16 protein-coding genes, 1 tRNA gene and 1 pseudogene are annotated in these 18,964 nt (G+C 66.1%); 12 read left to right on the forward strand and 6 right to left on the reverse strand.

Translation table 11 applies throughout. The features are described 5' to 3' along the window. Positions 1-155 precede the first annotated feature (155 nt). From ACMVY4_RS11650 to ACMVY4_RS11695, 10 genes are all read left to right on the forward strand, one after another. On the forward strand, positions 156-788 hold the full coding sequence (locus ACMVY4_RS11650; protein ID WP_416896197.1) for a class I SAM-dependent methyltransferase: 633 nt from the start codon (positions 156-158) through the stop codon (positions 786-788). Positions 789-835: 47 nt separating this feature from the next. Further along, positions 836-911, forward strand: a tRNA-Glu gene (locus tag ACMVY4_RS11655). A gap of 95 nt (positions 912-1,006) precedes the next feature. Beyond that, positions 1,007-1,999, forward strand: a complete 993-nt coding sequence (locus ACMVY4_RS11660; RefSeq protein ID WP_416896198.1) for an alpha/beta fold hydrolase — start codon at positions 1,007-1,009, stop codon at positions 1,997-1,999. Positions 2,000-2,053: 54 nt separating this feature from the next. After that, positions 2,054-2,785: a DUF1194 domain-containing protein gene (locus tag ACMVY4_RS11665; RefSeq protein ID WP_416896199.1), complete on the forward strand. Its 732-nt coding sequence runs from the start codon at positions 2,054-2,056 to the stop codon at positions 2,783-2,785. 113 nt (positions 2,786-2,898) lie between these two features. Beyond that, the gene (locus ACMVY4_RS11670; protein ID WP_416896200.1) at positions 2,899-4,401 is read left to right on the forward strand and encodes a chloride channel protein; all 1,503 of its coding nucleotides are present in this window, start codon (positions 2,899-2,901) and stop codon (positions 4,399-4,401) included. A 24-nt stretch (positions 4,402-4,425) separates the two neighbouring features. Then, complete coding sequence (locus ACMVY4_RS11675) at positions 4,426-5,340, forward strand: DMT family transporter (protein ID WP_416896201.1); 915 nt, start codon at positions 4,426-4,428, stop codon at positions 5,338-5,340. 54 nt (positions 5,341-5,394) lie between these two features. Further along, positions 5,395-5,637, forward strand: a complete 243-nt coding sequence (locus tag ACMVY4_RS11680) for a hypothetical protein (RefSeq protein ID WP_416896202.1) — start codon at positions 5,395-5,397, stop codon at positions 5,635-5,637. A 208-nt stretch (positions 5,638-5,845) separates the two neighbouring features. Continuing rightward, positions 5,846-6,595, forward strand: coding sequence for an electron transfer flavoprotein subunit beta/FixA family protein (locus tag ACMVY4_RS11685; RefSeq protein ID WP_416896203.1), 750 nt, complete (start codon positions 5,846-5,848; stop codon positions 6,593-6,595). Then, the gene (locus ACMVY4_RS11690) at positions 6,595-7,524 is read left to right on the forward strand and encodes an electron transfer flavoprotein subunit alpha/FixB family protein (RefSeq protein WP_416896204.1); all 930 of its coding nucleotides are present in this window, start codon (positions 6,595-6,597) and stop codon (positions 7,522-7,524) included. The genes ACMVY4_RS11685 and ACMVY4_RS11690 overlap by 1 nt, the downstream gene beginning before the upstream one ends. A 44-nt stretch (positions 7,525-7,568) precedes the next feature. Beyond that, on the forward strand, positions 7,569-8,456 hold the full coding sequence (locus ACMVY4_RS11695) for a 3-hydroxybutyryl-CoA dehydrogenase (RefSeq protein WP_416896205.1): 888 nt from the start codon (positions 7,569-7,571) through the stop codon (positions 8,454-8,456). 26 nt (positions 8,457-8,482) lie between these two features. On the opposite strand, the gene ACMVY4_RS11700 is transcribed toward ACMVY4_RS11695, so the two are convergent. Then, positions 8,483-8,908, reverse strand: coding sequence for a GH3 family domain-containing protein (locus ACMVY4_RS11700; RefSeq protein WP_416896206.1), 426 nt, complete (start codon positions 8,906-8,908; stop codon positions 8,483-8,485). A 70-nt stretch (positions 8,909-8,978) separates the two neighbouring features. Continuing rightward, a pseudogene (locus ACMVY4_RS11705) lies at positions 8,979-9,998 on the reverse strand (GH3 family domain-containing protein); the annotation flags it as partial. A 168-nt stretch (positions 9,999-10,166) separates the two neighbouring features. On the opposite strand from ACMVY4_RS11705, the gene ACMVY4_RS11710 reads away from it, so the two are divergent. Further along, positions 10,167-11,474, forward strand: coding sequence for an ABC transporter substrate-binding protein (locus tag ACMVY4_RS11710; protein WP_416900306.1), 1,308 nt, complete (start codon positions 10,167-10,169; stop codon positions 11,472-11,474). Between the two features lie 14 nt (positions 11,475-11,488). On the opposite strand, the gene ACMVY4_RS11715 is transcribed toward ACMVY4_RS11710, so the two are convergent. Genes ACMVY4_RS11715 through ACMVY4_RS11725 form a run of 3 tightly spaced genes read right to left on the reverse strand, consistent with a single transcriptional unit; the run spans position 11,489 to position 15,716 of the window. Continuing rightward, entirely contained in the window at positions 11,489-12,517 is a 1,029-nt protein-coding gene (locus ACMVY4_RS11715) for an ABC transporter substrate-binding protein (protein ID WP_416896207.1), read from the reverse strand. Next, positions 12,514-14,556 carry a TRAP transporter permease gene (locus ACMVY4_RS11720; protein ID WP_416896208.1) on the reverse strand — a complete coding sequence of 681 codons (2,043 nt, stop codon included), beginning with the start codon at positions 14,554-14,556 and terminating at the stop codon, positions 12,514-12,516. Before ACMVY4_RS11720 ends, ACMVY4_RS11715 begins: the two co-directional genes overlap by 4 nt. A 14-nt stretch (positions 14,557-14,570) precedes the next feature. Next, positions 14,571-15,716: a TAXI family TRAP transporter solute-binding subunit gene (locus ACMVY4_RS11725; RefSeq protein ID WP_416896209.1), complete on the reverse strand. Its 1,146-nt coding sequence runs from the start codon at positions 15,714-15,716 to the stop codon at positions 14,571-14,573. A 169-nt stretch (positions 15,717-15,885) separates the two neighbouring features. Between ACMVY4_RS11725 and ACMVY4_RS11730 the strand changes: the two genes are divergently transcribed. Continuing rightward, positions 15,886-17,535, forward strand: a complete 1,650-nt coding sequence (locus ACMVY4_RS11730) for a thiamine pyrophosphate-dependent enzyme (RefSeq protein WP_416896210.1) — start codon at positions 15,886-15,888, stop codon at positions 17,533-17,535. Here the strand turns inward: ACMVY4_RS11730 and ACMVY4_RS11735 are convergent. Next, the gene (locus ACMVY4_RS11735) at positions 17,532-18,875 is read right to left on the reverse strand and encodes an MFS transporter (protein ID WP_416896211.1); all 1,344 of its coding nucleotides are present in this window, start codon (positions 18,873-18,875) and stop codon (positions 17,532-17,534) included. The genes ACMVY4_RS11730 and ACMVY4_RS11735 overlap by 4 nt on opposite strands. Positions 18,876-18,964: the final 89 nt, after the last annotated feature.

Raw genomic sequence — 18,964 nt, forward strand, 5'->3', positions numbered from 1 at the left:
AAGGCCCGGTGCGCTGCAAGGGGGACAGGGGTTGCGCCAGCCGATGGCCGCGTCCCGCCCGGCTCATGGCGCGTGCGGAAACGGAATGGCTCGATGAAGGCTTGCGATTCGCGGCGGCGGCCCCAGTTCTGTCGCCGGCATCAGAGGGGGAGCGGATGACCACGGCAGCGGCATTCTGGGACAAGGTGGCGGCGAAGTACGCGAAATCGCCGGTGAAGAACGTCCGGGCCTACGAGCAGACGCTCGAGCGGACCCGCAGCTATCTCGGCCCGGAGGCGCGCGTGCTGGAGATCGGCTGCGGCACCGGGACGACGGCGCTGAAGCTGGCGGACGCCGCCGGCCACATCACGGCGACCGACATCTCCGGCGAGATGATCGTCATCGCCGAGGCCAAGCGGCTGACGGAAGGGGTCTCGAACGTCGAGTTCGCCACCACCGATTCCCGCGCGGCAGGCGAGGGCGGCTATGACGCCGTGCTCGCCTTCAATCTGCTGCATCTGCTGGAAGATCCTGCCGCCACCGTGCGGCATGCGCGGGAGATGCTGAAGCCCGGCGGCGTCTTCATCTCCAAGACCATGTGCCTCGCCGAGGCCAGCGTGATGTTCCGCCCGATGATCTTCATCATGCAACTGCTGGGGAAGGCGCCCCATGTCGGCTTCTTCCGCGCCGGCCGGTCTGGAGAGCCTGATCGCGGCCGAGGGCTTCGAGATCGTGGAGGCGACGGCCTTCGACGGCGCTCCGCACAGCCGCTACATTGTCGCCCGCCGGACCTGACGTCAGGCGCTTGACGGCAGCCCCGCGCGGCGCTAGAACCCGCGCCTCGCAACTGGTCCCTGCCCCGTTCGTCTAGTGGCCCAGGACGCCAGCCTCTCACGCTGGAAACAGGGGTTCGATTCCCCTACGGGGTACCAGTCTTTCCGAACATCGCCGATTTCCGCCCGCTGCGCCTTGCGCGCCCGTCAGGACATGAGATGGTTGCGCCTCTGTGCAACGGGGAGGCGGATCGATGAGCGGCATCATGGACGAGGTGACATTCCGGCAGATTCCGGTGAACGGGATCGAGCTCCGGGCGGCGGTGGCCGGCGAGGGGCCGCTGGTGATCATGGTCCATGGTTTCCCGGAGAGCTGGTATTCGTGGCGGCACCAGATCGGGCCGGTGGCGGCCGCCGGCTATACGGTCGCGGCCATCGATGTGCGCGGCTATGGCGGCAGTGCGAAGCCGGAGCCGGTGGAAGCCTACAGCCTGGAACAGATCACCGCCGACGTGGCCGGCGTCGCCGACGCGCTGGGCGGCGGCAAGGCGATCCTGATGGGGCACGACTGGGGCGCGCCCATCGTCTGGAACACGGCGCTGCTCTATCCGGAGAAGATCAGGGCGGTGGCCGGACTCTCGGTGCCCTATCTGCCGCAGGGCGAGTTCGCCTTCATCGACGTCGTGCGCAAGGCCTTCACCGAACGCGGGCGGTTTTTCTACCAGGTCTATTTCCAGGACGAAGGCGTCGCCGAGGCCGAACTGGAGGCGGATGTGCGCGGCGCGCTCCGGCGCTTCTACTACGCCATTTCCGGCGACGCGCCCGACGGCACCTGGCCGGTCGACAAACCGCATGGCGCGACCGTGCTGGACCGGCTGCCGGACCCGGATCCCTTCCCGGCATGGCTGACGGACGCCGATATCGACTACTACACCGCGGAGTTCGAGCACTCCGGCTTCCGCGGGCCGCTCAACCGCTACCGCAACCATTACCGCGATCATGCCTATCTGCGCCCGCATGCGGCGACGCCCATCGGCCAGCCCTCGCTGTTCATCGGGGGCACGCGCGATCTTGTGCTGAAGATGCTGCCCGGCGCCGACATGCTGGCGATGATGAAGCCGAACCTGACCGACCTGCGTGGCGCGCATCTGCTGGACGGGATCGGCCACTGGACCCAGCAGGAAGCGCCCGACGAGGTCAACAGCCTGCTGCTCGACTGGCTCGCCGGGCTCGACCGCAAGGTGTGATGAGACAGACGCTCAGGTTCCGCTAGAATTGCCGGACCATTCGAGGTTCGGCCCATGATTATGCTCCGCTGCGCCGCTTTGCTGGCGCTTCTCGTCCTGCCGCCGGCTGTCTTCGCGCAGGAGGACCGGGAAGAAGTCGACGTCGAGATCTGCCTCGCCGTCGACGGTTCGGGTTCGATCGATCCCGATGAATTCACCCTGCAGCGGCAGGCCTATGCCGCGGCCATCACCGACAGCCGGGTGCTGGAGATCATCCGGAGCGGCTACAAGCAGAGCATCGCCATCGCGATGATGGAGTGGGGCGGGGCCGACAGCATGCATCCGGTCACCACCTGGCACCGCATCGCCTCAAAGGAAGACGCGGACGCCTTCGCCGTGGAGCTTCTGGCCGCGCCGCGGCAGGCCTTCGGCTGGAACTCGATCAGCAATGCGATCGCCTTCTGTCACGCCTGGATCGAGGAGAATGACTACCGCGCTGAACGCATGGTCATCGACGTCTCCGCCGACGCCGGGCAGCGGGGCGGCATGCCGCTGCCAAATGCCCGTGGCGCGGCGCTGAACGCCGGAATCACCATCAACGCCCTGGCGCTGAACTACCGCAGCGGCGGCATGACCGGACCGTTCGGCGGTCCGCTGGCCGAGCATTTCCGGCGCGACGTGATTGGCGGACCCTGGTCCTTCGCGCTGGAGGTCGACGAACCCCGCGGCTTCAAGGAAGCGCTGGTCAAGAAGCTGGTCCTGGAGATCGCGGCGCGCTTGCCGGCGGCGCGAGACCGCAAGGGTTGAACCCGCAACGCCGGACCGCGGCTTGCCGGACTGCGGCATTCCCTGAATGATGGCGGGCACCGGCGGGCTGAGGGGCAGCGCGCCGGACGGAACGATTTGAGGGGGCCAGCCGCATGGCCGGGGGTCCGTCCGACAGGGTCAAGCGGGAAAGCGCGCAGCTCGACACGTCGCACGACATTGTCGACACTTGGCGACGCCTGATCGTCAATCTGGTCGTCGTGGCGGTCATTGCCGCCAGCGTCTGGGTACTTTGCACCCTCATCAGGTTCGGCATCGAATTCGGCGCCGAGTTCACCTTCGCGCCCTTCCACGGCCATGGCGGACACGGCGAACACGGTGGCCATGGCGCCGAATCGGGTCTGCCGGCCTGGCACGCCGACTACGCCGTCGCGATCCTTGTGGGCGTCATCCTGATCGGCGCGCTGCTGCGCGGTCTGCTGCTGCAACTGCCTTCCTGGAAGAGCTCCGAGGGCGACGGGATGGGCCGGTCGCTGGAAGCCTTCCACGCGACCTATTTCAACGAGAACGGGGCGAAGGACCGCTACGCCCAGCCGACCATCTTCGAAGCGCTGCGACGGGCTGTCCTGACAGTGCTGACGGTCGGCACCGGCGGGTCCGGCGGTATCGAGGCGCCGGTCGTGCCCATCGGCGAGAACCTCGGCGCCTGGTGGTCCAAGGTCATTGGCGTCGTTCGGCCGGACGATCTGCGCATCTATCAGATGGCCGGTATCGCCGCGGCGGTGGCAACGCTGCTCGATGCGCCGATGACGGCAGCCCTGTTCGCCGCCGAGGTCGTCTACAACGCCCGCATCCTCTACCGGACACTGATGTATTCGCTGATCGGGGCGGTCGTGGCCTATGCCATGAACAACCATTTCCTGGACATGCAGCCGCTGTTCTCGGTGCCGTTCCACAGCCACCGCTATACGCCGCTGGAGTACGCCGAGGTCGCGGTCGTGGCCCTTCTGATCAGCGCGCCTGCGGGTCTGGGCATCACGGCGCTCTTCACCTTCCTGAAGAAGCTGATCTCGCCGCTGGCCCCGGTGGCGAAGCCGGTTGTCGGTGCGGCCGTGGTGGCGGCCATCGCCATGGCGCTCTGGTACGGTCTCGGGATCGAGCCGCAGCATGTCATGGGCGTCTCCGAGCACACCATCGTCCAAGTCATCGCGGGCGAGGGAAATCCGTTGCTGACCGTCTGGTGGGTGCTGTTCGTGCTGGTGATCGCCAAGGCCGTGGCGACCGGTTTCACGCTGATGGCCGGCGGGTCGGCCGGTGCACTGGTGCCGGCGATGTACATGGGCGGCATCTCGGGCGCCGGCATGTTCCACCTGCTGGACCAGTTCGGCCTGACGACGGTCAACGATCCCTCGATCTATGTTGTCGCGGGACTCAGCTCTGCGCTTGTCGCGGTGGTTCAGGTCCCGCTCGCGGCTATCGTGTTCTCGATGGAAGTCTTCGGCGCCAGCTTCGGTCCGCCCGCCATCGTCGCCTGCGTCCTGACCTACAAGCTGGCACGGCGCTGGCGTCTGTATCTGACGCCGCCGCCGGCGCCGAGAAAGGCGGAGACTGAAGCAGAGGCCGCGGCGCAGGCTGCGCAGAGGACGCCGGACAACTAGGGCCTCAATCGGGAATCTCGATCCTTGGAAGCGAGTTCGAAATCCAACCCCGGTCTGGATGGGGCCGGTCTCGGCTTCGGCCTGATCGCGCTGGCCGGCTGGACCGCCTATGTGGTCGTCGCCAGACACGGGGCGCTGGCCGGCTTCTCGCCCCTTGACCTCGCCGTGGCGCGGTTGGTTCCGGCGGGCCTCGTGTTCCTGCCGTACCTCCTTCAGGTTGGCATTGCCGATCTCGGCGGTATCGGCTGGCGCCGCGGACTGACGCTTGCCCTGTTCGGGGGGCCGGGATTCGGCTTCCTGATGGCGGGCGGGTTCACCCTGGCGCCGGTCACCCATGGCGCGGTCATCGGCCCGGCGGTGCTGACGCTGGGGACCACTGTCCTGTCGATCGCATTCCTGTCCGAACGTCCCGGTGCGCTTCGGCTTGCCGGGCTGGGCATCATCGTCGCCGGTATCCTGCTGGTGGGCGGCGGCGCCTTCCTCACGCCGGTGACCGGGCGAATCCTGCTCGGCGATCTCTGCCTGGTTGCCGCCAACCTTTTCTTCGCGGTCTTCGCCATCCTGCTGCGGGTCTGGTCGGTGCCGCCACTGAAGGGCGCCGCCGTCGTCACCGTCCTTTCGCTCTTCGCCATGTTGCCCGTCTACCTTGTGCTGGCCGACATCGACGCCATTGCGGCCATCGGCTGGGACGAACTGGCGCTGCAGTGGCTGGGGCAGGGCGTCTTTGCCGGGTGCATTGCCACCGCAGCCTTCATGGCGGCTGTCGCACGGCTCGGTCCGTCGCGCGGCGCGGTCTTTCCGTCGGCCATCCCGGCCACCGCGGTTCTCGCCGGCGCGCCGCTGCTGGGGGAGTACCCCTCCGCGATCCAGATCGTTGGTGTCGCGGTGACTTCCGCGGGCCTTGTGCTGGCGGTGGGGCTGCTGAACCGCCGGGTTTGACTTGCCGCAATGCCTCATGGCCTGATGCGGCACGTCAAACCAACGGAGCGAGACATGGACGGGTTGCCCGACGACCAGGTGCAGGCACAGCTTTCGGACGCCGCAGAGATTGTGACGCGGCACCTGGATGCGGCCTTCGAGGAGTGCACCGAGAAGGGTATCGGCCGCGAGGTTTTCTCGGCGGCGGTCATGGCGACGCTGATGCAGGCCATGCAGACCAGCCTCGGCACCGCCGCCCAGGACGCGCTGCGCGACATGATCAATGTCATGGGTGGAGGCAACGGCCCGGCAAACTGATGCCGAATTGGGCGCTGCAGGTTTGCGAAAGGGGTGCGTAGCAGTGCCGCGTTGCGGTTCGTTGACAGTACCAAAGTGCCTAACTATTGTGCGGCGCACCATCCGGCAGGCTTGCCTGTCCGGTCGAGTGCGCCTCGGGGAGGGCGGATCCAGCCGGATCCGGAACCGATCCGGCAAATGCTGACATGAATTCTGGAGATCGCGGGAGATGAAGGTACTCGTCGCTGTCAAGCGCGTCGTTGACTACAACGTCAAGGTGCGCGTGAAGGCCGATCAGAGTGGCGTAGAACTCGCCAACGTGAAGATGTCGATGAACCCGTTCGACGAAATCGGTGTGGAAGAGGCTGTCCGGATGAAGGAAGCCGGCACCGCGAGCGAGGTCGTGGCCGTTTCGATCGGCGTTCAGCAGTGTCAGGAGACCATCCGCACCGCTCTGGCCATGGGCGCCGACCGCGGCATTCTGGTGAAGACCGATGACGAGGTTCAGCCGCTGGCGGTCGCCAAGCTGATGAAGGCGATCTGCGACGAAGAGAAGCCCGACGTGGTCATTCTGGGCAAGCAGGCCATCGATGACGACAGCAACCAGACCGGCCAGATGCTGGCCGCGCTGCTGGGTTGGAGCCAGGGCACTTTCGCCTCCGAGGTGAAGATCGATGGCGACACCGCCGAGGTCACCCGTGAGGTCGACGGCGGCCTGCAGACCATCAAACTGAAGATGCCGATGGTCGTCACCACCGACCTGCGCCTCAACGAGCCGCGCTACGCGTCGCTGCCGAACATCATGAAGGCGAAGAAGAAGCCGATCGACACGAAGTCGCCGGAAGATCTGGGCGTCGATATCGCGCCGCGGCTGAAGACGCTGAAGGTGACCGAGCCGCCGAAGCGCCAGGGCGGCGTCAAGGTCGAGACCGTCGATGAGCTGGTCGACAAGCTGAAGAACGAAGCGGGTGTGATCTGATGAGCATTCTTGTTGTTGCCGAACACGACAATTCCGAGCTGAACCCGGCCACCCTGTCCGCGATCACCGCGGCGAACGCCATGGGCGGCGACGTTGCCGTTCTGGTCATCGGCCACAATGCCGGCGCCGTCGCCGAGGCTGCCGCCAAGGTGGCGGGCGTCGCCAAGGTGCTGCATGCCGACGACGCCGGCTACGAGCATGCGACGGCCGAGAACCGCGCCGCACTGATCGTCAGCCTGGCCGGGGACTACAGCCACGTCGTCGCGCCCGCCACGACGTCGGGCAAGAACGTCATGCCGCGCGTCTCCGCGCTGCTGGACGTGCAGCAGATTTCCGAGATCTCGGCGGTCGAGAGCGCCGACACCTTCGTCCGCCCGATCTATGCCGGCAACGCGCTGGCGACCGTGCAGTCGTCGGACGAGAAGAAGGTCATCACCGTCCGTCCGACGGCTTTCGAGAAGGCGGCGACCGAAGGCGGCTCCGCGTCTGTCGAGAGCGTCTCCGCGGTCGACGATCCGGGCCTGTCGTCCTTCGTCGGCGAGCGCCTCTCCAAATCGGACCGTCCCGAGTTGGCGACCGCCAAGATCGTCATCTCCGGCGGCCGCGGCATGCAGAACGGCGACAATTTCGAGATGCTCTACAAGGTGGCGGACAAGCTGGGCGCCGCCGTCGGCGCATCGCGCGCCGCGGTCGATGCCGGCTTCGTGCCGAACGACATGCAGGTCGGCCAGACCGGCAAGGTCGTCGCGCCGGAGCTGTATGTCGCCGTCGGCATTTCCGGCGCCATCCAGCATCTGGCCGGCATGAAGGACTCCAAGGTCATCGTCGCCATCAACAAGGACGAAGAGGCGCCGATCTTCCAGGTCGCCGACTACGGCCTTGTGGCTGACCTGTTCCAGGCCGTGCCGGAACTGGAAGGCAAGCTTTGAACGCACCTGCGGGCCCCGGCACGCTTCAGCATGAAGGACGCGGCATGAGCGATCCCGTCAAAATCCGTTCGATCGGCGTCATCGGCGCCGGTCAGATGGGCAATGGCATTGCCCATGTCTGCGCCCTCGCCGGCTACGACGTGGTGCTGAACGACATCGACCAGGATCGCCTGGACGAGGCGATCAAGACCATCGACGGGAACCTCGCCCGTCAGGCGGCCCGCAAGCGCATTTCCGAGGCGGACCACGCCGAGGCGCTGGCCCGCATCAAACCCAGCCTCGATCTGGGCGAGGTCGGGCACACCAATCTGGTCATCGAGGCGGCCACCGAAGACGAAGCGCTCAAGAAGAAGATCTTTCAGGGGCTCACCGAGCATCTGAAGGAAGACACGCTGATCGCCTCCAACACCTCGTCGATCTCGATCACCCGTCTGGCATCGGTCACCGACCGGCCGGAGCGGTTCATGGGCATGCACTTCATGAACCCGGTGCCGATGATGCAGCTGGTCGAGCTGATTCGCGGGATTGCCACCGAGGATGTCACCTTCTCCGCCGTCCGCGAGGTCGTGGTGAAGCTGGGCAAGACCCCGACGGCCGCCGAGGATTTCCCGGCCTTCATCGTCAACCGAATCCTGCTGCCGATGATCAACGAGGCCGTCTACACCCTCTACGAAGGCGTCGGCTCGGTCGATGCGATCGATACCGCCATGCGGCTCGGCGCGAACCATCCGATGGGGCCGCTGGAACTGGCCGACTTCATTGGTCTGGATACTTGCCTCGCCGTGATGCAGGTGCTCTATGACGGCCTGGCCGATACCAAGTACCGTCCTTGCCCGCTGCTGGTAAAGTATGTCGAGGCCGGCTGGCTCGGCCGCAAGGTGAACCGCGGCTTCTACGACTACCGCGGCGACGCGCCGGTTCCGACGCGCTGATCGCCTGACGATCCGACGGGCGGCGCTCAGACGCCGCCCGCGATCTCTTCGAACTCTTCCAGCATCGTCGCGTATTTCGATGCGTCGGCTATGACGCGCGGCACCTTGTGCTGCCCGCCGGCCTTGCCCTTCATCTCCATCCACCGCTCGAACGCGCCCGGCGGCATCAGGCGGAGGACCGGTGCGTCCATCCCGGTTCCGCCGCCGCGATGGGCGGCATAGTCGTCGTTGGTCCGGTTGAGTGTTTCGTCGATATCGGCGGCCAACTGCGCTGCATCCGGCTCGCCCCGCGCCTCGACCAGATAGACATGGCCGCCGCGCCCGCCGCTGCCGCCGTTCAGCACCGGTCCGACGGTGAACTCGACGATATCGATTGACTGCTTGCCGGCCGCTTCGTGCACCGCCTGCTCGATCTCGCTGCCGATCAGATGCTCGCCGAAGGCCGAGAGCATGTAGCTGGTGCCGGCCGGTGATCAGCAGCCGCGGCGGATCGCGGTCGACGAAGCGCACGGTATCGCCGATCAGATAGGCATACAGGCCGGCCACCGACGAGACCGCGATGGCGTAGTTCACGCCGGTTTCCAGATTGCCGGCCCAGTGCCGCGTCGGATTGTCGGATCCCAGTTCCTCGACCGGCACGAACTCGAAGAAGATGCCGTTGTCGGGGATCAGGGCGAGGCCTTCGCCCTCGCCGCGGTCCTGGATCGCGATGAACCCTTCCGAGGCCGGATAGACTTCACGGGTCGCCGCACCGGTCTGCGCCAGGAAATCCCCGAACCGGTCCCTGTAGAGGTCCCAGGCGACGCCGCCATGAACCAGCAGCTGCAGGTTGGGGAACGGTTTGCGGTCCGGATGTTCGGCCTTCATCCGCTCCAGCAGGATCAGCATCCAGCTCGGCACGCCGGTCCAGATAGCGATGTTCTGGTCGAAACCGTCACGTACGAAGCGGCGGAGCTTCTCTTCCCAGTCGGCCAGCAAGGCTGTGTCTTCGGGCGGCCAGGCGAAGGGCCGGGTCCAGGCGCTCTGCGTCTTGACAGCGATTCCGCTGAGATCGCCGGAGAAGATGCCCGGAGCCTCCTCCACCAGATCGGTGGAGCCGCCCATCATGAAGGTCTTGCCGCCGAGCGGATGGCTCTTCGGATGATTGGCCAGGTGATGCACGACGACGTCGATCGCGGCGCGCTTGTTCGCGGCCACCATGCGGTCGGTCACCGGGATGTATTTCGTGGCGCCGCTGGTGGTGCCCGATGTGACGGCGAAGTAGCGCGTCCGGCCCGGACTTGTGAGATTCTCGTGGACGGGAAAGGCGTCGCTCCACCAGGTCTGCCAGAAGTCCTCATAGGCGCCGAGCGGGACGGCCTTCTGGAAATCGGCGACGGTCCGGATCTTCGCGAAGTCGTGAGCCCGGCCGAAGGCGGTGTCCTTTGCCCAGTCGAGCAGCCGCATCAGTTCGCGGTTCTGGGCGCGGGCGGGATCCATGTTGCGCAGACGGCCGATGCGCCAGCGGGCATAGGGTCGAAGAAGAAAGGAAAGGTCGGGCATGCGCTTCAGGTTGGCGCGGCCGCCGCTGGATCAAGACCTGCAATCCATGTCTTTCCGTTGTCCGGGCAAGACTTGCGGGCGCATGGCGGAAGATCGGGGGAGATGTTATTGATCGACATTCGATCAGGGGCGTGTGCAACAAGAACGGTACGAGGCGGGGAGAGGTATATGGGGCTTCGGAGACTTGTACTTGGACTGGCCGCCGCCGTCTTTCTGTCAGGCCCCGTCTGCGCCGCCGAACAGTTCATTCCCATTGCCGCCTACTGGACCGGTCCCTATGCCGTTGGCGGTTCCGCGCTGGGCGACGGCATGGCCGATTACTACGAGTTCCTCAACGTCCGCGATGGCGGCATCAACGGCGTCAAACTGACCTATGAGAAATGCGACACGGCCTACCGGGCCGACCGTGTGGTCGAGTGCTATGAGCGCCTGAAGAAGAAGGCTGCCGGCGCGCTGCCATTCTTCCATCCGCTGTCGACGGATGGCGCCTATGCCGTTTTCGAGCGCGCGGAGAAGGAACAGATTCCGGTCATCACCATGGGCTACGGGCGCTCGGACGCCTCGGACGGCCGGGTGTTTCCCTATCTGTTTCCGGCGCTGACGAACTTCTGGAGCCAGTCCACGGCGATCATCCGCTTCATCGGCGAGCGTGCCGGCGGCATGGACAGGCTTCAGGGGCTGAAGATCGCGAATCTCCGCCACGATTCCGCCTATGGCAAGGAGACGACCCCCATCCTGGAGGAGCAGGCGCGGAAATTCGGCTTCGAGATCCGCAGCTTCTCGGTCCCGCATCCCGGCCTGGACCAGAAGGCGGTCTGGCTGCAGATCGCCCGTCAGTTCCAGCCGGACTACGTGATCCTGCGCGGCTGGGGGGTGATGAATCCGACCGCCCTGCGAGAAGCTGCGCGTGTCCAGTACCCCGCGGACCGGATCGTCGGGGTCTGGTGGTCAGGCTCGGAGGATGACGCCCGCTCCGCCGGCGAAGCCGCCGAGGGCTACTATGCCGCGGGTTTCCCGGCCGCGGGCACCGGCTTCCCGCTGATACAGGAGATGATCGAGACCTTCTATTCGAAGGGCCTGGGGACCGTGACCAAGGAACGGCTCGGCACCATATACGTCAACCGCGCCTATGCGATGGCCATGATCGGCACAGAGGCCATCCGCGACGCCATGGCGATGGTGGGCGAGAACCGGCCCGTGACCGGCGCGGAAGTCCAGGCGGCTCTGGAACAGCTGACCTTCGACAAGGCACGGCTGGAGCGCCTCGGCGCGGCCGGCTTGCTGCCGGAATTCTCGATCACCTGCAAGGATCATGAAGGTGGTGCGCCGGTGCGGTTCATGCAGTGGCGGGACGGCGCCTGGCAATCCGCATCCGGCTGGATCGAGACGGATCAGACCATCGTGCGTCCGATGGTCGAGGCGTCGGCCGCGGCCTGGGCCAAGGAAAAGGAAATCACGCCGCGGGACTGCGGCTGAGATCGACGCGCCCGCTAGCCCTCGTCGCCGCCTGCTGACGCCGCGACCTTTGCGGCGATGTCCGCAGGCAGCCATGCCTGCCAGACGTCCGGTTTCTGGCGCAGGAACCACAGGGCAGCTTCCTGCGGCGCCTTTCCTTGCCGGTGCATCACGGCGAGCGCTTCGGATGTGAGGCGATTGCTGGTCCGGTAGAGCCCCAGAAACGCCGAGATCTCCGGCGCGGCCTTCCGAAAGCCCCGATTGACGGCAATGCTGATCTCGGAGACCGGGTAGGCGGTCGCGGCCTCAGGCTTGCGGCTGCGTCCCAGTTTCGCCCAGACATCCGGATCGTAGGGCGGTTCCTCGAGCATCACCAGATCGTAGGCGCCCAGCACCCAGGTCGGCCCCCAGTGGTAGGTGAGGAACGGCTCCTGTCTTGCGTAGAGTTCGGAAATGGCGCGCATCAGTGCGTCGCCCGAGACCGGGCGGAAGTTGTTGTAATGCGCGTTCAGCCCGTAGGCGTACAGCTTGGCGGTGTTGATGGCCTCGCAGCCCCAGCCGAGCATGCAGTTGTAGAAGCGCCCCTTGCGCCGGTTCTCCGGGTCGGCGAAGACCTGCTTGTAGCGCGGCAGGTCGGCAACTGCGGTCAGGCCGGCTGCAGGAGCATCATCGCCCTCGACCGCATAGCGGGGCACGAACCAGCCCTGGATCGCATCGGGATAGTTTATTCCGAGTTCGACGACCGAACCGTCGCTCTGGCTCCGCTGCCAGAGGCCGGGCAGGTTGTCTTTCCAGACTTCCATCATCACGTCGATCTCGCCGCGCATCAGCATCCTGAACAGGGGCCGTGTACTGCCTGTCGCGATCTCGACACGGCATCCGAAGCCGTCTTTCAGGATGCGGGCGGCGAGGGCGGCGTGGAAGGCGTTGGAGTCCCAGTTCAGTCCGGCGATGACGACGGGCCGGTCGACTTCGCAGGCGGCGCTGGCTTCGCCCGTCCCGAGCGAAGCCAGCGCGATACCCGCGGCAATGAGGAGGTTTCGAATGCTCCTCCGGCCCGTCACGCCCTGGCGGGCTGGCGGCCCGTGAACCAGGCGACTGCCATGGCCGGCACCGCCAGAACCAGGCCGGCGATCACCAGTTCGACATGGGTGAAGCCGGTCAGCTTGCCGCCCGGCGCCAGGAACAGAATGGCGGCGATACCAATGGCCAGCCGGATGGGCCATTGCAGCACCTGGTTGCCGTTCAGCCGTCCGATCCCGATCAGGTATCCCTGCAGCGCCGAGGCCAGCAGGATCACGCCGATGACGGCGGTTACCGTCACGGTCAGCACCTGTGCGACCGTGCCCTGCATGATCAGGCCCGGATTGAGCACGAAGAAGAACGGGATGAAGTAGATCACCGATCCCAGCCGCATTGCCTCGAAGCCTGTCCGCATCGGGTTGGACCCGGCAAGGCTGGCCGCCGCAAACGCACCCAGCGCCACGGGCGGCGTGATGAAGCTGAGCATGCCCCAGTAGAGCATGAACATGTGCACGGCCATCGGATTGAGGCCTGACTGCGTCAGCGCGGGCGCGAGGGTGATCGCCAGGATGATGTAGGCGACCGTGACGGTCACGCCGATGCCCATGATGAAGCTGGCGAGCGCACCCATCAGCAGCAGCAGGAAGACATCGCCGCCGGCCAGCGACAGCAGTTCGTTGGCCAGGGTCGAGATCTTCGCGGTCATCGACAGCGAACCGACGATCATGCCGATGCCGGCCAGGATCGCCGCCAGCTCGGCGAACAGCCGTCCGACGCCGATCACGAACTTGCTCAGATCGGCCATCTTCCAGCGGTTGTGCGGCGTGATCTGGTTGATCACGACCAGCAGCACCGTCGCGTAGTAGGGCGCGAGCGCTTCCCGCTGCAGGTAGAGCAGCATGAACACCAGCAGGAAGAAGACGAAGATGTAGTGCCAGCCTTCCTTGATGGTGTCGCGCAGGCGCGGCATCTCGGTCTTCGGCAGCCCTTCCAGCCCGGCGCGGGCGGCGTAGCTGTCGATCTGCATGAACAGGCCGAAGAAGTAGAGGAAGGACGGGATCGCCGCCGCGATGATGATCTCCGAATAGGGCACGTTCAGGTAGATCGCCATGATGAAGGCGGTCGCGCCCATGATCGGCGGCATCAGCACGCCGCCGGTCGAGGCGCAGGCCTCGACGCCGCCGGCGTAGTGCGCCTTGAATCCCGTCCGCTTCATGGCCGGGATCGAGAGCGCGCCGGTGGTCAGCACGTTGGTGATGACCGAGCCGCTCATCGAACCCATCAGGCCCGAGGAGAAGATCGCCACCTTCGCCGGACCGCCGCGGACATGACCGAGCAGCGAGAAGGCGAGGTTGAGGAAGAACTTGCCGCCGCCGGTGTACTGCAGTGCGACGCCGAACATGAGGAAGCCGATCACCAGATTGGCGAAGGCCCGGAAGGGGATGCCGAGGATCGATTCCGATGAGATCGCGTGATAGGCGACCGTCTTGCCGAAGGGCTCGTTCTCGAAGGTCTCCAGCGGCTCCGGCAGGTTCTCGCCGAACAGCGGATAGAGCGAGAAGATCAGGACGATGATGAAGACCGAGAAGCCCGCGGACCGCCGCGTCGCTTCAAGAACCAGCACCCAGAGGATGCCGGCCGCGATCTGGATATGGGTGGGCGCGGCCCACTCCCAGCCAAGGTTCACGATGTCCTTGGCGTAGACGAACAGATAGAGGTTCGCGCCGACCGCGGCCGCCATCAGCAGCAGGTCGAAGGCGAAGTAGGCGCCGTCCATCGGCGATCCGCCCTCCCGCACCGGCCGGATCGGGAAGACCAGGATGCAGAGCGGCAGCAGCAGCGCCAGCAGGATGAAGAAGTACTGGGTGTCGATCGGCACGTAGCCGAAGGTGTGGCCCAGATTGAACAGCTTGTAGACGGACAGCAGCACCGTCACGACGGTGATGACGATCATCACCGTCCGCCAGAAAGGCGACAGCGGCCGATACCGGAACTCGGTATCCGCCGCCACCATCTTCTGACCGGCGGCCGGCGTTCCCCCCGAGGGGTCCGCCGGCCCTGAGCCAGCCTGATTTGTCATTCAGGTTGCCCGGATCAGTTGAAGACGACCGGCATGCCGGCGTCCTCGAGGGCCTTCTTGCGCATCGGCATCCACTTGGCGCTGATGTCTTCCGGGCTCATGCCCGAAATGTCGCCCATCGACTTCCAGGTGTCGGCGATGATCTGCTGACGCTTGATCAGGGTGTCGTGGTTGGCCTGTGCCTCGTCGGTCCACATGCCCTGCTCCTTGTAGAAGCGGATGGCGCCGTCATGGTACGGGATGCCCCAGACGAGGTTCTGGTTCGCCAGTGCCCAGCCGGCAGCGCCCGGCGCGGCGTCCTTGTACTTGTCGTAGGTCGAGTGGATCGCCTTCACCAGCGCATAGACTTCGTCGGCGTCCTGCGGGGCGTTGGTGACCAGGATCGGGTACGGATAGGTGTAGCCGATCAGCGGGTTGTCCGCCGACAGGTCCGCGCCAACCGTGATGGTGTGCTGCAGCGCGATCGGCTGCGCGGCGTTCAGGCGCTTCCAGCCTTCCACGTCGTCATGCGGCAGCGGCGGCCAGTGGATGCCGCGCGGGCTGGCGGCCAGACGCTGCGCATGCGGCGTCACGGTCGACATGAAGGCGGCGTCGGACTGACCGTTGATGATCGCGTCGACGGAAGCCTTGAAACCCGAAACCTCGACCTTCTGGACATCGTCCCAGGTCAGACCGGCAAAGGCCATGTTCGCCGCGGCGTTCCAGTTCAGGGCGTCGCCCGCGACGACCCACGAGACGCGCTTGCCCTTCAGGTCGGCCATGGTGGTGATGTTGGCGTCCTTGGCGGTCGCCAGCGCCAGCCCGTTCGCGCCGATGGCGGTCATGACCACGCGCAGCGGCTGCGGGCCCCATTCCTCGGAGGCGAACAGGAAGGCGGCTTCCTGGCCGAAATAGGCGGCGGCGCCGCAGGCGCAGTAGTCGGCCTGGCCGTCGCGCAGCGGGGCCATGCGGCTGACGTCGTTCTTGCCGGGGATCACGCGCATCTTGGTGCCGTAGGTCTCCTGCAGCGCGTTGCCGATGGCGACCGACTGGGCATAGCCCGATGCGGTGGTGCCATAGGCGGTCCAGGTCATCTTGTCCGGCAGGCCAGCCTCGGCCAGCGCCAGCGTCGGGGCCGCTGCCAAGGCCGCAACAGCCGCAATTCGGGTAACGAACTTCATCGGGTCTACTCCTCCCTGTAAGACAACGCGCCGATCTTAGTGCCGGCGCGCTTCTGCAATAATATTCGCAGAGGCTGTCCGATCCTGCAACTATGGTAGTACGGCCTAACCGGTTGATATCCGAATGTTACCGGCAGGTAGAAAATTTGCATTCCTTGGGGAGGGGACAATGAGCGGTACGGCAGCGGATCTGATTGTGGCCTGTCTTGAAGCCGAGGGCGTGGACCGCGCCTTCTGCGTGCCCGGCGAGAGCTATCTGGCGACGCTGGATGCCTTCGCGCGGCGCAACCGTATCGACCTGGTCCAGACCCGTCACGAATCCGGCGCCGGCTTCATGGCCGTGGCCGACGCCAAGCTGACCGGACAGCCCGGCGTGGCGCTGGTCAGCCGCGGGCCGGGCGCCACCAACGCCTCGATCGCGCTACATACCGCCGAACAGGACGCCGTGCCGATGGTTCTGTTCATCGGCCAGGTGTCGCGCGACGAGATCGGCCGCGGCGCGTTCCAGGAGATCGACTATTCGAAAATGTTCGGCGAGATGGCTAAAGCCGTCTGGACCATCATGGACGCCGACCGCATCCCCGAGATCGTGGCCCGCGCCTTCCAGATCGCCCGCAGCGGTACGCCGGGCCCCGTGGTCATCGTGCTGCCCGAGGACATGCAGTTCGACATGACCGAGGCAAAGCCGCTGGACCCGATGCCGGTCGCCCGCCACGGCGCCCCGGAGTCCGCGGTGGCCGACATCGCGGCCCGCATCGCCGCCGCCGAGCGGCCGCTGATCATCGCGGGCGGGTTGCTTGACAACGCGAAGGGCCGGGCGGCGCTGCTGGCGGCGGCCGAGGCGCTGCGGATCCCCGCCGCCATGAGCTTCAAGCACCAGGACATGTTCCCGAACGACAATCCGCTCTTCGCCGGGCATCTGGGCTTCAACATCCCAAAGCCGCAGGTTGAGCTGCTCTCGGACGCGGACCTGATCCTGGCCGTGGGTACACGGCTGGGCGACACCACCACGCAGGGCTATGTCTTCCCCTCCATCCCGCCGAAGCAGCCGCTGATCCACGTCCACCCCGACGCCAACGTCATCGGGCGCGTCTTCGCGGCCGAGACCGGTCTGGTGGCGGATCCGGCACTGTTTCTGGAGGCGCTGGCGTCAGCAGGCGGCGGCGCTGCGAAGGGCCGGGAAGCCTGGATCGCGCGCATCAAGGGCTATATCGACGGATTGATGGGCGGCGAGCCGGAACCGGCCGATGACGGCATCAATTTCGGGCTGATCGTCGAGGCGCTGAAGCCGCATCTGACCGACGACGCCATCCTGATCACCGACGCCGGCAACTTCTCCAGCTGGATCCACCGCCATGTCCGTCTGAACGGCAGGCAGGCGATGGTCGGCGCGGTCTCGGGCGCGATGGGTATGGGCACGCCGGCGGCTGTGGCCGCGGGGTTGCGCTGCCCGGACCGGCAGGTGATCACCTTCCTGGGCGACGGCGGCGCGATGATGACCGGCAACGAACTGGCGACGGCGATGGCCCGCGGCGTCAAGGCTAAGGTCTTCGTCTCCAACAACGCCTCCTACGGCACCATCCGCCTGCATCAGGAGAAGTTCTTCCCCGGCACGATCTCGGCCACCGGGCTCGCCAATCCGGATTTCGCGCAGTACGGCGCGGCCTTTGGCGCCAAGGGCGTGACGATCACCAAGGACGACGACATCGAGGCCAAGGTCGCCGAGGCGATGGCCCATGACGGTCCGGTGGTCGTGGACGTGCACTCCAGCCTGGAGCGGATCTCGGCCTATGTCTCGATGGGCGACCTGAAGGGCTAGACTTCCGCGTCCTGTTCCTCGCGCACCGTCGAGAGGATCGCCAGACCGACGATCAGGAAGATGATGATCACCGAGATGCCGATGCGGCTGCTCTCGGAGGCCTCGGTGACGCGCGCGATGGCGAAGGGGGCTAGGAAGGCCGTCACCTTGCCGGAGAGCGAGAACAGGCCGAAATACTGGCCCAGCCGGTCCGGCGGTGCGAGGCGGGTAACCATCGAACGGCTGGCGGCCTGCGCCGGTCCGGCGACGATGCCCAGCACGGCGGTCATCAGCATCACCACCTGCTCCGCCGTCGAGGCGAACAGGCCGTCGTCCGGCGTGGGGAAGTCCATCGGCACGGCAAAGAAGACCATGCCGTCGCCGACCGAGATCAGACCGATCACCACGAGGGTCAGCCCGCCCACCGACAGGAACAGCGTTGCCTTCGAGCCGATCCGGTCGTCCAGCCAGCCGCCGACCAGGCTGCCCGGAATGCCGGCGATCAGGGCGACGATGCCGAACAGGCCGAGCTCGGTCAGGCCCCAGCCGAACTGCGCCGCGACGTAGATGCCGCCGAAGGCGAAGATGGCGTTCAGGCCGTCGTAGTAGATCATCCGCGCGATCAGGAAGCGGAAGATGTTGGGCCGCTGCGGCAGGGTCGCGATGGTGTGCCGCAGATCCTTCAGTCCGTCGCGGATCGCCTGCACGCGGTCGTTTACAAGCTTCGGTGTGTCCGGTGTCCAGATCATGAAGGGAATGATGAAGATCAGGAACCAGATGCCGGAAAACGGACCGGCGAGACGCTCGGCGATGAAACTGCCTTCCGGGAAGGACGGCCCGGGCACGCCGGGCATCTGACCGGTCACGATCAGCATGATGATCAGCGCGATCAGGCCGCCGACATAGCCCATGGCCCAGCCGAAGCCGGAAAGGCGGCCGACCTGACCGTTCTTCGCCAGATCCGGCAGCATGGCGTTGTTGAAGACGATGGAGAACTCGGCGCCGATGACGCCGAGGACGACGCAGGCGATGACCAGAGCCAGCGTGCCGCCGTCGGCATTGGGCACGGCGAACCAGAGACCGAAACAGGCGGCGATGCAGAGCAGCGTGAAGCCAAGTACCCAGGGCTTGCGCGGCCCGGTCGCATCGGCCAGCGAGCCGAGCACCGGCGCCATGAAGGCCATGATCAGGCCGGCAATGGTCTGGGTGTCGCCCCACAGCGCCTGGCCGCGAACCTCATCGGCGACGACGTGACCGACGAAATAGGGACCGAAGATGAAGGTGAAGATGATGGTGAAGAAGGGCTGGGCCGCCCAGTCGTACATTGCCCAGCCGAACCGTCCCTTGAAACCGGCCTGCATGCGGTGGTCTCCCCGTCGCCGTCGTGACCGGCGGCACATTAGCCGAATGTCCGTTCCGGGAAACCCGATTCGCTGACGTTGCGTCACCG

It is taken from the genome of Minwuia sp., from assembly GCF_048007105.1.
GTDB lineage: Bacteria > Pseudomonadota > Alphaproteobacteria > Minwuiales > Minwuiaceae > Minwuia.

Excerpts from the sequence above, each read along its gene's own strand:
- ACMVY4_RS11650 (WP_416896197.1), top strand. The coding sequence starts at position 156 with ATGACCACGGCAGCGGCATTCTGGGACAAGGTGGCGGCGAAGTACGCG.
- ACMVY4_RS11660 (WP_416896198.1), top strand. The coding sequence starts at position 1,007 with ATGAGCGGCATCATGGACGAGGTGACATTCCGGCAGATTCCGGTGAAC.
- ACMVY4_RS11665 (WP_416896199.1), top strand. The coding sequence starts at position 2,054 with ATGATTATGCTCCGCTGCGCCGCTTTGCTGGCGCTTCTCGTCCTGCCG.
- ACMVY4_RS11670 (WP_416896200.1), top strand. The coding sequence starts at position 2,899 with ATGGCCGGGGGTCCGTCCGACAGGGTCAAGCGGGAAAGCGCGCAGCTC.
- ACMVY4_RS11680 (WP_416896202.1), top strand. The coding sequence starts at position 5,395 with ATGGACGGGTTGCCCGACGACCAGGTGCAGGCACAGCTTTCGGACGCC.
- ACMVY4_RS11685 (WP_416896203.1), top strand. The coding sequence starts at position 5,846 with ATGAAGGTACTCGTCGCTGTCAAGCGCGTCGTTGACTACAACGTCAAG.
- ACMVY4_RS11690 (WP_416896204.1), top strand. The coding sequence starts at position 6,595 with ATGAGCATTCTTGTTGTTGCCGAACACGACAATTCCGAGCTGAACCCG.
- ACMVY4_RS11695 (WP_416896205.1), top strand. The coding sequence starts at position 7,569 with ATGAGCGATCCCGTCAAAATCCGTTCGATCGGCGTCATCGGCGCCGGT.
- ACMVY4_RS11700 (WP_416896206.1), bottom strand. The coding sequence starts at position 8,908 with ATGCTCTCGGCCTTCGGCGAGCATCTGATCGGCAGCGAGATCGAGCAG.
- ACMVY4_RS11710 (WP_416900306.1), top strand. The coding sequence starts at position 10,167 with ATGGGGCTTCGGAGACTTGTACTTGGACTGGCCGCCGCCGTCTTTCTG.
- ACMVY4_RS11720 (WP_416896208.1), bottom strand. The coding sequence starts at position 14,556 with ATGACAAATCAGGCTGGCTCAGGGCCGGCGGACCCCTCGGGGGGAACG.
- ACMVY4_RS11725 (WP_416896209.1), bottom strand. The coding sequence starts at position 15,716 with ATGAAGTTCGTTACCCGAATTGCGGCTGTTGCGGCCTTGGCAGCGGCC.
- ACMVY4_RS11730 (WP_416896210.1), top strand. The coding sequence starts at position 15,886 with ATGAGCGGTACGGCAGCGGATCTGATTGTGGCCTGTCTTGAAGCCGAG.
- ACMVY4_RS11735 (WP_416896211.1), bottom strand. The coding sequence starts at position 18,875 with ATGCAGGCCGGTTTCAAGGGACGGTTCGGCTGGGCAATGTACGACTGG.